The following is a 12,813-nucleotide window of genomic DNA, read 5'->3' on the forward strand; positions in this document are numbered from 1 at the left end:
TCCGCAACGGATCCGCCGCGCCCCCGCGATAGCCTGGAGTGTCAACTCCGGCCAGTGATCAATGAGGGGCAGCGGCAACCCGTGCGCATCGCCAGATTCTCCATCGACGGCAACGTCGGCTTCGGTGTCCTCGAAGGCGACGAACTCGACGTCATCAAGGGACACCCCTTCGCGGAATTCGAGCGCTCGGGCCACAAGGTCCCCCTCGACAAGGTCCGCCTGCTGCCGCCGGTGCTGCCCAACAAGGTCGTGGCGATCGGCCGCAACTACGCCGAACACGCCGCCGAGCTGGGCAACGCCGTCCCGGACGTGCCGGTCACCTTCTTCAAGCCGTCCACCTCCGTGATCGGCCCCGGCGACCCCGTGGTGTACCCCTCCTTCTCCCAGGAGGTGCACCACGAAGCGGAGCTCGCCGTCGTCATCGGCCGGATGTGCCGCGAGGTGCCCCGCGACCGCGTCAAGGACGTCATCCTCGGCTACACCTGCGCCAACGACATCACCGCGCGCGACGTCCAGCAGCGCGAGAAGCAGTGGGCGCGGGCCAAGGGCTTCGACTCCTCCTGCCCGCTCGGACCCTGGGTCGAGACCGGGCTGGACCCGGCGGCGATCGCCGAGGGCCTCGCCATCCAGTGCACGGTCAACGGCGAACAGCGCCAGCTCGGGCGCACCAGCGAGATGATCCGCCCCGTCGAGGACCTCATCGTGCACATCACCGAGGCGATGACGCTGCTCCCCGGCGACGTCGTCCTCACGGGCACCCCGGCCGGGGTCGGCCCGCTCAACGTCGGCGACGAGGTCGCCGTCACCATCGAAGGCATCGGCACTCTCACCAACAAGGTGATCAAGCGTGACTAACGCGACCCCCGTCCGCGTCCGTTTCTGTCCCTCCCCGACCGGCAACCCCCATGTGGGCCTGGTCCGTACCGCCCTGTTCAACTGGGCCTTCGCCCGGCACCACAAGGGCACCCTGGTCTTCCGTATCGAGGACACCGACGCGGCCCGTGACTCCGAGGAGTCCTACCAGCAGCTGCTGGACTCCATGCGCTGGCTGGGCTTCGACTGGGACGAGGGACCCGAGGTCGGCGGCCCGCACGCCCCCTACCGCCAGTCCCAGCGGATGGACCTCTACCGGGACGTCGCCGAAAAGCTCCTCGCCGCCGGTCACGCGTACCGCTGCTACTGCACCACCGAAGAGCTGGACGCCCGCCGCGACGCCGCCCGCAAGGCCGGCAGGCCCTCCGGTTACGACGGCAAGTGCCGCACGGTGACCGCCGAGCAGAAGGCCGCGTACGAGGCCGAGGGCCGCACCTCCATCGTCCGCTTCCGGATGCCCGACGAGCCGGTCACCTTCACCGACCTGGTGCGCGGCGAGCTGACCTTCACCCCGGAGAACGTCCCGGACTACGGCATCGTCCGGGCCAACGGCGCGCCCCTCTACACCCTCGTCAACCCCGTAGACGACGCCCTGATGGAGATCACCCACGTCCTGCGCGGCGAGGACCTGCTCTCCTCCACCCCGCGCCAGGTCGCCCTCTACCGGGCGCTGGCCGACATCGGCGTCGGCAACGGCACCATCCCGTCCTTCGGCCACCTGCCGTACGTCATGGGGGAGGGCAACAAGAAGCTCTCCAAGCGCGACCCGCAGGCGTCCCTCAACCTCTACCGCGAGCGCGGCTTCCTCCCCGCGGGCCTGCTCAACTACCTCTCCCTGCTGGGCTGGTCGCTCGCCGAGGACCGCGACATCTTCTCCATGGACGAGATGGTCGCCGCCTTCGACATCGCGGACGTCAACGCCAACCCGGCGCGCTTCGACCTCAAGAAGTGCGAGGCCATCAACGCCACGCATCTGCGCCAGCTGGAGGTCAAGGACTTCATCGCCGCCTGCGAGCCGTGGCTGAACGCCCCGCACGCCCCCTGGGCGCCCGAGGCGTTCGACCGCGCCGCGTTCGAGGCCATCGCCCCGTACGCGCAGACCCGCGTCACGGTCCTCTCCGACATCACCGACAACGTCGACTTCCTCTTCCTCGACACCCCGGTGGCGGACGAGGCGTCCTGGAACAAGGCCATGAAGGAAGGCTCCGACGCCCTCCTCCGTACGGCCCGCGGCAAGCTCGCCGATGCCGACTGGTCCAGCCCCGAGGCCCTCAAGGAGGCCGTCCTGGCCGCCGGCGAGGAGCACGGCCTCAAGCTCGGCAAGGCCCAGGCCCCGGTCCGCGTGGCCGTCACCGGCCGCACGGTCGGCCTGCCGCTCTTCGAGTCCCTGGAGATCCTCGGCCGGGACCGCACCCTGGCCCGCATCGACGCGGCCCTGGCCAAGCTGGCCGGCTGACAGCCGCAAACGCGTAACGGGCCCGGAAGCCAGCCGATCGGCTTCCGGGCCCTTCGCGTACCGCCATCCGGACGGCGGCCGCCGCATACCGGCACGACGGCCTCAGCGGCCCTGACGAGACCATCGGGCGGCTGCCGGGCCTGCGCCGGGAGACCCGACCCGACCTGCGTCTGCACGCCGGGCGAGGGCTCCGGGCCCAGGGGTGCCGCGAGGGCCGTACGCGCCCCGGCGCCCCGCCCGGCTCCGTCGCTGGGCAGGGGCGGGCGGGGACGGCGCCACAACCGTCCTGACGGCCGCCGGAGTCGCCTCGTACGACGCCGGCACCGACGCCCGGCGCTGCCGGGATCCGGCCCTGGCCGGGGCGGCAATACCCGTTTTGGAGCCCCGTCCACGATCAGGTAATGTTCTTCCTGCGCCGCCCGAGAGGGCCGAGAGGTCCGGCCGGAAAGCGCAAGCCAAACAAACCCCCTACCGGGGGTTGAGTTTTGGTGGGCTATGGTGTAATTGGCAGCACGACGGTTTCTGGTTCCGTTAGTCTAGGTTCGAGTCCTGGTAGCCCAGCAAGAAGTCTTCTTCACTCATGGTGAAGGTTTCTTGATCGCAGTATCAGGCCCCCGTTGTGTAGCGGCCTAGCACGCCGCCCTCTCAAGGCGGTAGCGCCGGTTCGAATCCGGTCGGGGGTACAGATCCTTTCTCTCCGTTTCCTTCGGGTCGCTCCCGGATGCGACGATGCAAGGATCGCTAGGGCCCCCGTTGTGTAGCGGCCTAGCACGCCGCCCTCTCAAGGCGGTAGCGCCGGTTCGAATCCGGTCGGGGGTACTGGTCTAAACCACCATGGGCTATGGTGTAATTGGCAGCACGACGGTTTCTGGTTCCGTTAGTCTAGGTTCGAGTCCTGGTAGCCCAGCGCAGAGTGTCTTCACGGCACGGTTCAACTGCAAGAAAACAAGCCCCCGTTGTGTAGCGGCCTAGCACGCCGCCCTCTCAAGGCGGTAGCGCCGGTTCGAATCCGGTCGGGGGTACATCGATAAACAAAGGCTCCTGCTTCGGCAGGGGCCTTTGTCGTGCGGTGGGAAAAGTGGCCGTGTTGTGACGGGGAAAGCCGTCGCGTATGTCACCGGCCGATCGCCATCTGCCGTGCGTACGGGGCGAGTTCGGCCCTCCCCGGGTCCGCGGCAGGATGATCCGCCGTCCCCGTGACGGGAGTTGGCGCCGCGTGCGGCGGCCTGTCCGGCAGGTCCGGGTGGGACCGCAGGACAGGCCGCGGTGGTCTCAGCCGTTGCGACGCAGGCCCTCGGACAGGCGGGCGGCCGCGTCGATGACTGCCTGGGCGTGCATCCGGCCCGGGTGCCGGGTCAGCCGCTCGATCGGGCCGGAGACCGAGACGGAGGCCACGACGCGGTTCGAGGGGCCGCGTACGGGCGCGGAGACGGAGGCGACGCCGGGCTCCCGCTCACCGATCGACTGGGCCCAGCCGCGGCGCCGGACGCCGGACAGCGCGGTGGCCGTGAAGCGCGCGCCCTGGAGCCCGCGGTGCAGTCGCTCCGGCTCTTCCCAGGCCATCAGGATCTGCGCGGCGGAGCCCGCCTTCATGGGGAGCGTGGAGCCGACCGGGACGGTGTCCCGCAGGCCGGACAGCCGCTCCGCCGCGGCCACACAGATCCGCATATCGCCCTGCCGGCGATAGAGCTGGGCGCTCTCGCCCGTGACGTCGCGCAGATGCGCGAGCACCGGCCCCGCCGTCGCCAGCAGGCGGTCCTCACCGGCCGCGGCCGCGAGCTCGGAGAGCCGTGGGCCCAGGATGAACCGGCCCTGCATGTCCCTCGCCACCATCCGGTGGTGTTCCAGAGCCACGGCCAGCCGGTGGGCCGTGGGTCGTGCGAGCCCGGTCGCCGCGACCAGCCCGGCGAGGGTGGCCGGACCGGACTCCAGAGCGCTCAATACGAGAGCCGCCTTGTCGAGAACGCCGACGCCGCTAGAGTTGTCCATGCAACGATACTCGCGTCTCACAGTGTGAAACGCAAGTTCAATTTTCCAGGAAAGTCGTCAATCTGTAGGTGTGGCCCTCGACCAGGGCCCGGCGGGCGGTCCGGTGTGGGGGCACGGGCGGCGCGCGCACAGTCGAGTTGGGCCGGCAATGCGGCCGGCCGGAGGGAAAGCGATGGGACGGACACTCGCGGAGAAGGTCTGGGACGACCATGTCGTCCGGCGCGCGGAAGGCGAGCCCGACCTGCTCTTCATCGATCTGCACCTGCTGCACGAGGTGACCAGCCCACAGGCGTTCGACGGCCTCCGCAAGGCCGGCCGCCGGGTGCGCCGCACGGACCTGACCATCGCCACCGAGGACCACAACACCCCGACCCTCGACATCGACAAGCCGATCGCCGACCCGGTCTCGCGCACCCAGCTGGAGACGCTGCGCAAGAACTGCGCGGAGTTCGGCGTGCGGCTGCACCCGCTCGGCGACGTCGAGCAGGGCGTTGTCCACGTGGTGGGACCGCAGTTGGGACTGACCCAGCCCGGTATGACCGTGGTCTGCGGTGACAGCCACACCTCCACCCACGGCGCCTTCGGCGCGCTGGCGTTCGGCATCGGCACCAGCCAGGTCGAGCATGTGCTCGCCACCCAGACGCTGCCGCTCGCGCCCTTCAGGACCATGGCCATCACCGTCGACGGCGAACTGCCCGACGGTGTGACGGCCAAGGACCTGATCCTGGCGATCATCGCCAAGATCGGCACCGGCGGTGGTCAGGGCTACGTCCTGGAGTACCGCGGCTCCGCCATCGAGAAGCTGTCGATGGAGGCCCGGATGACCGTCTGCAACATGTCCATCGAGGCAGGCGCGCGGGCCGGCATGGTCGCACCCGACAAGACCACCTTCGACTACCTCCAGGGACGCGACCACGCTCCCCGGGGCGAGGACTGGGACGCCGCGGTCGCGTACTGGAAGACGCTGCGCACCGACGACGACGCGGTCTTCGACGCCGAGGTCGTCATCGACGCCGCCGCGCTGACGCCGTTCGTCACCTGGGGGACCAACCCGGGCCAGGGTGCGCCGCTTTCCTCGCAGGTCCCCGACCCCGCTTCGTACGACGACGCCTCGGAGCGCCTCGCCGCCGAAAAGGCCCTGGAATACATGGGGTTGACGGCAGGACAGCCGCTGCGCGAGATCGGCGTGGACACCGTCTTCGTAGGTTCGTGCACCAACGGCCGCATCGAGGACCTGCGCTCCGCGGCCTCGATCCTGGACGGCCGTTCGGTCGCCGACGGGGTGCGGATGCTGGTCGTTCCCGGCTCGGTCCGGGTCGCCCTCCAGGCCGTCGCGGAGGGGCTGGACAAGGTCTTCACCGCGGCGGGCGCCGAGTGGCGGCACGCCGGCTGCTCGATGTGCCTGGGCATGAACCCCGATCAGCTCGCGCCCGGTGAGCGCTCCGCGTCCACCTCCAACCGCAACTTCGAGGGGCGGCAGGGCAAGGGCGGCCGGACGCACCTGGTCTCGCCGCAGGTCGCCGCCGCGACGGCGGTTCTCGGCCATCTGGCCTCACCGGCCGACCTGTCCGATGCCGCCGTCGCCACGCCCGCAGGAGTCTGAACCATGGAAGCTTTCACCACCCACACCGGCCGGGCCGTCCCGCTGCGCCGCGGCAATGTCGACACCGACCAGATCATCCCGGCGCACTGGCTGAAGAAGGTCACCCGCGACGGTTTCGAGGACGGGCTGTTCGAGGCGTGGCGCAAGGACCCCGAGTTCGTCCTCAACCAGGAGCGCCACAAGGGTGCCACCGTGCTGGTGGCCGGCCCCGACTTCGGCACCGGCTCCTCGCGTGAGCACGCCGTCTGGGCGCTCCAGAACTACGGCTTCAAGGCCGTCATCTCCTCGCGGTTCGCCGACATCTTCCGCGGAAACTCCCTCAAGAACGGGCTGCTGACGGTGGTCCTGCCGCAGGAGACCGTCGAGGAGCTCCAGCGGCTCGCCGAGACCGACCCGACGGCCGAGGTGACCGTCGACCTGGTCGCCCGGCAGGTCCGCGCGGAAGGCGTCACGGCCGACTTCGAGTTGGACGAGAACGCTCGCTGGCGGCTGCTGGAGGGCCTGGACGACATCAGTCTCACCCTTCGGGAGGAGCCCGCCATCGCGGCGTTCGAGGCGAACAGGCCGTCCTTCACACCGCGTACTGTAGAGGTCTGACCTCGGGTTTTATGGCTCAAAGCCTTATTGCGTACGATGCGCCCCCTGTGCAGTTGGCAGGGGGCGCATCGGCTTGTCCGGGTGGCTGTTGAGGCCCCGTGAAGCGACAACTCGCCGCAGATGGCACAATTAGCGCATGGAACGCGACGGCCAACTTGAGCTCTACGGTTACGTCGCCGACCGGCTCAAGGTCGCACACGCAAGAGTGCGGTCACTGCAAGTCCCGGAGGGCGTACGGATGGCGCTGACCCGGAAGCTGCTCGTCATCACGGCCGCGGCAAAACACGATCTTGCGGACGCGGCAAGGCGTCTGGAGTGGTTCATGGACGACCTCGACGCAGGTCGCTTTCCCGAAGACGCGCGTGCCGATGGAAGTCCGTGAAGGTCGAGTTCGTTGCGGCACAAGGGTGATTAGCCCGTTTCGTGTTTGATTTGCGGTATATATCTGCCTAACGTGCGAAAAAGCTTGGACACTTTCGTTCCAGCAATGTCTCCGAAGGGGAAGACGTGAACAAGGCGCAGCTCGTAGAAGCCATTGCCGACAAGCTCGGCGGCCGTCAGAACGCCGCGGACGCGGTGGACGCGGTACTGGACGCAATCGTCCGTGCAGTTGTCTCCGGCGACCGCGTTTCGGTCACCGGATTCGGTTCGTTCGAGAAGGTCGACCGGCCGGCCCGATACGCCCGTAACCCGCAGACGGGTGAGCGGGTGCGGGTCAAGAAGACCTCGGTGCCGCGTTTCCGTGCGGGCCAGGGTTTCAAGGACCTGGTGAGCGGCTCGAAGAAGCTCCCCAAGAATGAGGTCGCGGTCAAGAAGGCCCCCAAGGGCAGCCTCTCGGGCGGCGCTTCCACCCGTACGACGGTGAAGAAGGCCGCCGCGAAGAAGGCCGTCACCGCCAAGAAGGCCGCCGCGAAGAAGGCGACGCCGGCGAAGAAGACCACTGCTGTGGCGAAGAAGACCACCGCCAAGAAGACCACGGCGGCGGCGAAGAAGGCCACCACGGCGAAGAAGGCCGCACCGGCGAAGAAGGCCGTCACCGCCAAGAAGGCGGCCCCGGCCAAGAAGGCCACCGCCACCGCGAAGAAGGCCGTGGCGAAGAAGACCGCTCCCGCCAAGAAGGCGGTGGCGAAGAAGGCCCCGGCCAAGAAGGCCACGGCGCGCAAGACCACCGCCAAGAAGACCACCGCCCGCAAGCGGTAATCCACCAGCAGCGGCGACGCCACACGTCGGGCCGGACTCCCTTCGGGGAGCCCGGCCCGCGGTGCGTGGTACCGGCGCCCCGCCGTCTAGGCTTCGGCCCATGCAGGCCACCGTCTACACCTTTGATCCCCGGACCCGCGCCGGCAGTGTGCTGCTGGACGACGGGACGCCGCTGCCCTTCGATGCGGCGGCCTTCGACGCGGGCGGTCTGCGGCTGCTGCGGTCCGGGCAGCGGGTCCGTATCGATATCGAAGGCGAGAGCGGGGACGAGGGAGACGGCCGACGGGTCGTTCTCGTCACACTCCATACGCTCTGAGCCCCGGGGGCGGCTGCCCGGCTGCCCCGGCTACCTCATCCGCCGCTGCCGCCCCGTCCGGGCGCCGCGGCGCCTGCCGTGCCGTGTGGGGGCCGACACCAAGGGCCAGGGCGGCGCGCAGATCCTCGCCGGTGTCCACGTCCCGGCGCACCGACGCCACCCGCGCCACCGTGATCTCCCGGGCTCCCGATGCCAGGTGACGGGCCCGCGAAGGGCCGCCGAATGCCGGGGCCAATTCCACTCCGGAAGCCGCGGTCAGAAGTGTTGTCCCGATATCCGCCGCATCCGCGAGAAATGCGCGCGGGAATTGCGCGGCGGAATGGAGCACCCGGCCCAGCTCGGCCGGGCGCAGCGCCGGCAGATCGGCGTTCAGCGCGGCGACGGCCGCACCGGGACGCCGCGCCCGCACCGCGTCCGCGCCGTGCGCCAGCGCCGCGTTCAGGCCGCGGGCCGGAATATCGGGCACGATGCGCGCCCCCAGGGCCGCCAACCGCTCACCGGCCAGCGGATCATCCGTGACAACCGCCACATCCCGTACGTCCGCGCAGGCCAGCGCCGCGGCCACGGTGTCCAGCGCGAACGCCAGCGCCAGCCGGGGCCGGAACTCCTCGCCGGTGGCCGCGGAGAGCCTGCTCTTGGCCCGCACCAGCGGCTTCAGCGGCACCACCAGGCTCCAGCCCACATCCGCTCCGTCTCTTCGCATCGGCATCATTCTCACCTGCTGCCGCCGCATTCCGGCAGCGGCGGGGTTACGGTGTTCTCGACATAGCGGGTACCTGGGGCGACACTTGTGCGGCTGCCGGCTCGCAGCAGCTCAGCAGGTCCCACAAGGAGGGTGTCCCAGTGTCCCGCCGCAGAATCGGCTTCTGGTACCGCTTGGCCGCGGTCATCTGCAAACCGCCGCTCTTGGTTCTGTTCAAGCGGGACTGGCAGGGAATGGAGCACATTCCGGCCGACGGCGGATTTATCACCGCGGTCAACCACAACTCGTATCTTGATCCGCTGTCCTATGCGCACTATCAGTACAACACCGGACGCGTTCCCCGATTCCTCGCGAAGGCCGGGCTCTTCAAGGGCGGCTTTGTCGGCCTGATGATGCGCGGCACCGGACAGATCCCCGTCTACCGGGAATCCACCGACGCCGCCGTCGCCTTCCGCGCCGCCGTGGACGCCATCGACAAGGGCGAATGCGTCGCCTTCTACCCCGAGGGCACCCTGACCCGCGACCCCGAGATGTGGCCCATGCAGGGCAAGACCGGTGCCGCGCGAGTGGCGTTGCTCACCAAGGCGCCGGTCATTCCCGTCGCGCAGTGGGGCGCCAACGACGTGATGCCGCCGTACGCCAAGGAGAAGAAGCTGCGGCTGTTCCCGCGCAGGACGCTGCGGGTGAAGGCGGGGCCGCCGGTCGACCTGAGCGCGTTCCACGACCAGGAGCCCACCGCCGAGGTGCTGCGCGCCGTCACGGACACCATCATGGCCGCCGTCACCGCCCAGCTGGCCGAGGTCCGCGGCGAGCCCGCGCCGGCCGAACCGTACGACCACCGCAAGGTCATCGCCCGGGAGCGGCGGGTGGCCCGGGAGGCCGCCAGGGCGGTCCGCGCCGCGGCCGGCCCGCAGCCCGCCGCCGGACCGGCCGCCGCTGCCGGCCCGGTCATCGGTACGCAGCAGGCCCGAAGCAACCGGCAGACACAGGAGGATGAAGGCAAGTGACGCGCTGCGCCGTCTACGGCACGGGGTCCTGGGGCACCGCATTCGCGATGGTGCTCGCCGACGCGGGATGCGAGGTGACCCTGTGGGGGCGCCGCGCCGACGTCGCCGAGGCCATCAACAACGGCCACACCAACCCCGACTACCTGCCGGGGGTCGAGCTCCCCGGGTCCGTACGGGCCACCACCGACCCGGCACAGGCGGCGCGCGGCGCGGAGTTCGCCTTTCTCGTCATCCCCTCGCAGACGCTGCGGGCCAACCTCGCCGAGTGGGCGCCGCTGCTGCCCGCCGACACGGTCCTGGTCTCCCTGATGAAGGGCGTCGAACTGGGCACCGCCAAGCGGATGAGCGAGGTCATCGGAGAGGTCGCCAAGGCCCCGGCGGAGCGCGTCGCGGTGCTGACCGGCCCCAACCTCGCCAAGGAGGTCGCCGCCCGGCAGCCCGCCGCGGCCGTCGTCGCCTGCGCCGACGAAGCGGTCGCCCGGCGCCTTCAGACCGCCTGCCACACCCCGTACTTCCGCCCGTACACCAACACCGACGTGGTCGGCTGCGAACTGGGCGGCGCGGTCAAGAACGTCATCGCGCTGGCCGTCGGCATCGCGGACGGCATGGGCCTGGGCGACAACGCCAAGGCGTCGCTGATCACCCGCGGTCTCGCCGAGACCACCCGCCTCGGCCTCGCCATGGGCGCCGACGCGCACACCTTCGCGGGCCTGGCCGGTATGGGCGACCTCGTCGCCACCTGCTCCTCGCCGCTGTCGCGCAACAACACCTTCGGCCACAACCTCGGCCGCGGGATGACGCTCGCGGAGACCATCGCGGTCACCAAGCAGACCGCCGAGGGCGTCAAGTCCTGCGAATCCGTGCTGGATCTGGCCCGCCTGCACGGCGTCGAGATGCCGCTGACCGAGACGGTCGTGGACATCGTCCACGGGGGCAAGCCGCCGCTGGTGGCCCTCAAGGACCTGATGTCGCGCAGCGCCAAGGCCGAACGGCACTGATCCGGCGGGACCCGTAGGGGCACCGCCGGGTGGTCCGTACGGCACCCGCACGGACCACCCGGCATCCCAACGGCCGCCGCAGCACTGACTCCGCGGCGGTCAGCAGGTACCCTCGACCCGATATGAGCAGCGAGACCTCCTCCCAGAAGCCCCGCGTCGCCGTCGTGTTCGGCGGCCGCAGCTCCGAGCACGCCATCTCCGTGGTCACCGCCGGAGCCGTGCTGAGCGCCATCGACCGCGAGAAGTACGACGTGCTGCCCATCGGCATCACGACCGACGGCCGCTGGGCGCTGACCGCCGACGACCCCGAGCGGATGGCCATCACGGAGCGCCGCCTGCCCAGCGTGGCCGAACTCGCCGAGTCCACCGACGGCACCGTCGTGCTCCCGGTCGACCCGGTCAACCGCGAGGTCGTCTACAGCGAACCGGGCTCGGTCCCCAAGGCGCTCGGCGAGGTCGACGTCGTCTTCCCCGTCCTGCACGGCCCCTACGGCGAGGACGGCACCCTCCAGGGCCTGCTGGAACTCTCCGGCGTCCCCTATGTCGGCTCGGGCGTGCTCGCCTCGGCCGTCGGCCAGGACAAGGACTACATGAAGCGGGTGTTCACCTCCTTCGGGCTGCCGGTCGGCCCGTACGAGGTCGTCCGGCCGCGCGAGTGGGAGCAGGACCCCGCGGCCGCCCGTAAGAAGATCGTGGACTTCGCCGGTGAACACGGCTGGCCGCTCTTCGTGAAGCCCGCACGGGCCGGCTCGTCCATGGGCATCACCAAGGTCGACGCCCTCGACGGCCTGGACGCGGCGATCGAGGAGGCCCGGCGGCACGACCCCAAGATCCTGGTGGAGTCGCTGCTGCGCGGCCGGGAGATCGAGTGCGGGGTGCTGGAGTTCGAGGACGGCCCGCGGGCCAGCCTGCCGGCCGAGATCCCGCCGGTCACCGCCCACGACTTCTACGACTTCGAGGCCAAGTACATCGACTCGGCCGACGGGATCGTCCCGGCGCCGCTGAGCCCCGAGCAGACGGCGAAGGTGCAGGAGCTGGCTGTCGCGGCCTTCGAGGCGGCGTCCTGCGAGGGCCTGGTCCGCGCGGACTTCTTCCTCCAGGACAACGGCGAGTTCGTGATCAACGAGATCAACACGCTCCCCGGTTTCACCCCCATCTCGATGTACCCGCGGATGTGGCGGGAGAGCGGTGTGAGCTATCCGGAGCTGATCGACCGGCTCATCCAGGCGGCGCTGCGCCGCTCCACCGGGCTGCGTTAGCCCGGGGGCTGTCCGAGGCGCCGGGTCCCGGCGCCTCAGACCCCGGCGGGGACGGCCTTGCGCACCGCGCCCGCGAGGCCGGTGAGCACATCGATCTCGGGGGCGTACCGCCCCGGAACGGTCACCTCGACATAGGACTTCCGCAGCACCGTGGTGAAGCGGTATCCGTCCCGCTGCTTCTCGAAGAGCCAGGTGACGCCGTTGACTTCCGCCGCGTCGGCGTAGGGGTTGTAATGTTCACTCCCGAACGTCAGCACCTCGGGTTTTGGCACCCCACAGCGCAGTTGCACGGCAGGATCGCCCCAGAGAGCAGTGAAGTCGGAGGCTGGTACGGTGGCACGCCGCTCCAGCCCTTTCACGGTCTGCGGCAGTGCCTTCTGGAGCGCCCGGCAGTGCCGCGCCGCCTCGCCCGTCGGGGCGGGAATCGCCGGCCCTGCCGCGCTGTCCGATGACGAACAGCTCACCGCGACGAGAAACGCGGCGAGCACGGGCAGGGCCAGGCGCAGCGGCCGGCGACGCGAAGAAATCACCCGGCCGAGGATACGGGGGTGCTAGAGATGGACGACCGGGCAGGTGAGGGTCCGCGTGATGCCGTCCACTTGCTGGACCTTGGCGACCACCATGCGACCCAGCTCATCGACCGTGTCGGCCTGCGCGCGCACGATGACGTCGTAGGGACCGGTCACATCCTCGGCTTGCAGCACACCGGGGATCTTCGCGATCACTTCCGCTACCGCCGAGGACTTGCCGACCTCGGTCTGGATCAGGATGTACGCCTGTACCACGGGACCTCCAGGGCGGCTACGAGGATC

Annotated in this window: 14 protein-coding genes and 5 tRNA genes; 15 read left to right on the forward strand and 4 right to left on the reverse strand. The window is 70.0% G+C overall.

Features of this window, described 5'->3' with window-relative positions:
* Positions 1 to 81 precede the first annotated feature (81 nt).
* The 7 genes from ACLJWH_RS23095 to ACLJWH_RS23125 all read left to right on the forward strand — a co-directional run bounded on the left by ACLJWH_RS23095 (position 82) and on the right by ACLJWH_RS23125 (position 3,351).
* The gene (locus tag ACLJWH_RS23095; protein WP_411143645.1) at positions 82 to 855 is read left to right on the forward strand and encodes a fumarylacetoacetate hydrolase family protein; all 774 of its coding nucleotides are present in this window, start codon (positions 82 to 84) and stop codon (positions 853 to 855) included.
* The gene (gene gltX, locus ACLJWH_RS23100; protein WP_411143646.1) at positions 848 to 2,329 is read left to right on the forward strand and encodes a glutamate--tRNA ligase; all 1,482 of its coding nucleotides are present in this window, start codon (positions 848 to 850) and stop codon (positions 2,327 to 2,329) included. The genes ACLJWH_RS23095 and gltX overlap by 8 nt, the downstream gene beginning before the upstream one ends.
* A gap of 489 nt (positions 2,330 to 2,818) precedes the next feature.
* A tRNA-Gln gene (locus ACLJWH_RS23105) sits at positions 2,819 to 2,890 on the forward strand.
* A gap of 49 nt (positions 2,891 to 2,939) precedes the next feature.
* A tRNA-Glu gene (locus ACLJWH_RS23110) sits at positions 2,940 to 3,012 on the forward strand.
* A gap of 63 nt (positions 3,013 to 3,075) precedes the next feature.
* Positions 3,076 to 3,148: transfer RNA gene (locus ACLJWH_RS23115), tRNA-Glu, on the forward strand.
* A 16-nt stretch (positions 3,149 to 3,164) separates the two neighbouring features.
* Positions 3,165 to 3,236: transfer RNA gene (locus ACLJWH_RS23120), tRNA-Gln, on the forward strand.
* Positions 3,237 to 3,278: 42 nt separating this feature from the next.
* A tRNA-Glu gene (locus tag ACLJWH_RS23125) sits at positions 3,279 to 3,351 on the forward strand.
* A 250-nt stretch (positions 3,352 to 3,601) separates the two neighbouring features.
* Here ACLJWH_RS23125 and ndgR read toward each other — a convergent pair.
* The gene (ndgR, locus tag ACLJWH_RS23130) at positions 3,602 to 4,318 is read right to left on the reverse strand and encodes an IclR family transcriptional regulator NdgR (protein ID WP_052859937.1); all 717 of its coding nucleotides are present in this window, start codon (positions 4,316 to 4,318) and stop codon (positions 3,602 to 3,604) included.
* A gap of 172 nt (positions 4,319 to 4,490) precedes the next feature.
* Here ndgR and leuC point away from each other — a divergent pair, with 172 nt between their 5' ends.
* The 5 genes from leuC (at position 4,491) to ACLJWH_RS23155 (ending at position 8,034) form a co-directional block, all read left to right on the forward strand.
* Positions 4,491 to 5,921 (forward strand): 3-isopropylmalate dehydratase large subunit, encoded by a 1,431-nt coding sequence (leuC, locus tag ACLJWH_RS23135; RefSeq protein ID WP_411143647.1) that lies wholly within the window; start codon positions 4,491 to 4,493, stop codon positions 5,919 to 5,921.
* A 3-nt stretch (positions 5,922 to 5,924) separates the two neighbouring features.
* Positions 5,925 to 6,518: a 3-isopropylmalate dehydratase small subunit gene (gene leuD / locus ACLJWH_RS23140; RefSeq protein WP_411143648.1), complete on the forward strand. Its 594-nt coding sequence runs from the start codon at positions 5,925 to 5,927 to the stop codon at positions 6,516 to 6,518.
* A 136-nt stretch (positions 6,519 to 6,654) separates the two neighbouring features.
* On the forward strand, positions 6,655 to 6,900 hold the full coding sequence (locus tag ACLJWH_RS23145; RefSeq protein ID WP_052859934.1) for a hypothetical protein: 246 nt from the start codon (positions 6,655 to 6,657) through the stop codon (positions 6,898 to 6,900).
* 125 nt (positions 6,901 to 7,025) lie between these two features.
* Complete coding sequence (locus tag ACLJWH_RS23150; RefSeq protein ID WP_052859933.1) at positions 7,026 to 7,718, forward strand: HU family DNA-binding protein; 693 nt, start codon at positions 7,026 to 7,028, stop codon at positions 7,716 to 7,718.
* 100 nt (positions 7,719 to 7,818) lie between these two features.
* Entirely contained in the window at positions 7,819 to 8,034 is a 216-nt protein-coding gene (locus tag ACLJWH_RS23155) for a hypothetical protein (protein WP_411143649.1), read from the forward strand.
* On the opposite strand, the gene cofC is transcribed toward ACLJWH_RS23155, so the two are convergent.
* A complete protein-coding gene (gene cofC, locus ACLJWH_RS23160; protein WP_411143650.1) occupies positions 8,015 to 8,737 on the reverse strand; it encodes a 2-phospho-L-lactate guanylyltransferase in 723 nt (240 codons plus the stop codon). The genes ACLJWH_RS23155 and cofC overlap by 20 nt on opposite strands.
* Before the next feature lie 140 nt (positions 8,738 to 8,877).
* Here cofC and ACLJWH_RS23165 point away from each other — a divergent pair, with 140 nt between their 5' ends.
* From ACLJWH_RS23165 to ACLJWH_RS23175, 3 genes are all read left to right on the forward strand, one after another.
* Positions 8,878 to 9,744: a lysophospholipid acyltransferase family protein gene (locus tag ACLJWH_RS23165; protein WP_411143651.1), complete on the forward strand. Its 867-nt coding sequence runs from the start codon at positions 8,878 to 8,880 to the stop codon at positions 9,742 to 9,744.
* Positions 9,741 to 10,742 (forward strand): NAD(P)H-dependent glycerol-3-phosphate dehydrogenase, encoded by a 1,002-nt coding sequence (locus ACLJWH_RS23170; protein ID WP_411143652.1) that lies wholly within the window; start codon positions 9,741 to 9,743, stop codon positions 10,740 to 10,742. The genes ACLJWH_RS23165 and ACLJWH_RS23170 overlap by 4 nt, the downstream gene beginning before the upstream one ends.
* Positions 10,743 to 10,864: 122 nt before the next feature.
* Positions 10,865 to 12,001, forward strand: a complete 1,137-nt coding sequence (locus tag ACLJWH_RS23175; RefSeq protein WP_411143653.1) for a D-alanine--D-alanine ligase family protein — start codon at positions 10,865 to 10,867, stop codon at positions 11,999 to 12,001.
* Between the two features lie 35 nt (positions 12,002 to 12,036).
* Here ACLJWH_RS23175 and ACLJWH_RS23180 read toward each other — a convergent pair whose 3' ends face one another.
* Positions 12,037 to 12,531 carry a DUF3515 domain-containing protein gene (locus ACLJWH_RS23180; RefSeq protein ID WP_411143654.1) on the reverse strand — a complete coding sequence of 165 codons (495 nt, stop codon included), beginning with the start codon at positions 12,529 to 12,531 and terminating at the stop codon, positions 12,037 to 12,039.
* 21 nt (positions 12,532 to 12,552) lie between these two features.
* Positions 12,553 to 12,786, reverse strand: a complete 234-nt coding sequence (locus tag ACLJWH_RS23185) for an Lrp/AsnC family transcriptional regulator (protein ID WP_381683033.1) — start codon at positions 12,784 to 12,786, stop codon at positions 12,553 to 12,555.
* Positions 12,787 to 12,813 lie beyond the last annotated feature (27 nt).

Source organism: Streptomyces sp. x-80, from assembly GCF_046549095.1.
Lineage (GTDB): Bacteria > Actinomycetota > Actinomycetes > Streptomycetales > Streptomycetaceae > Streptomyces > Streptomyces celluloflavus.

Bases quoted from the DNA above. Each gene is read 5' to 3' on its own strand.
- ACLJWH_RS23155 (WP_411143649.1), top strand. From the start codon at position 7,819: ATGCAGGCCACCGTCTACACCTTTGATCCCCGGACCCGCGCCGGCAGT.
- leuD (WP_411143648.1), top strand. From the start codon at position 5,925: ATGGAAGCTTTCACCACCCACACCGGCCGGGCCGTCCCGCTGCGCCGC.
- ACLJWH_RS23175 (WP_411143653.1), top strand. From the start codon at position 10,865: ATGAGCAGCGAGACCTCCTCCCAGAAGCCCCGCGTCGCCGTCGTGTTC.
- leuC (WP_411143647.1), top strand. From the start codon at position 4,491: ATGGGACGGACACTCGCGGAGAAGGTCTGGGACGACCATGTCGTCCGG.
- ndgR (WP_052859937.1), bottom strand. From the start codon at position 4,318: ATGGACAACTCTAGCGGCGTCGGCGTTCTCGACAAGGCGGCTCTCGTA.
- ACLJWH_RS23145 (WP_052859934.1), top strand. From the start codon at position 6,655: ATGGAACGCGACGGCCAACTTGAGCTCTACGGTTACGTCGCCGACCGG.
- cofC (WP_411143650.1), bottom strand. From the start codon at position 8,737: ATGCGAAGAGACGGAGCGGATGTGGGCTGGAGCCTGGTGGTGCCGCTG.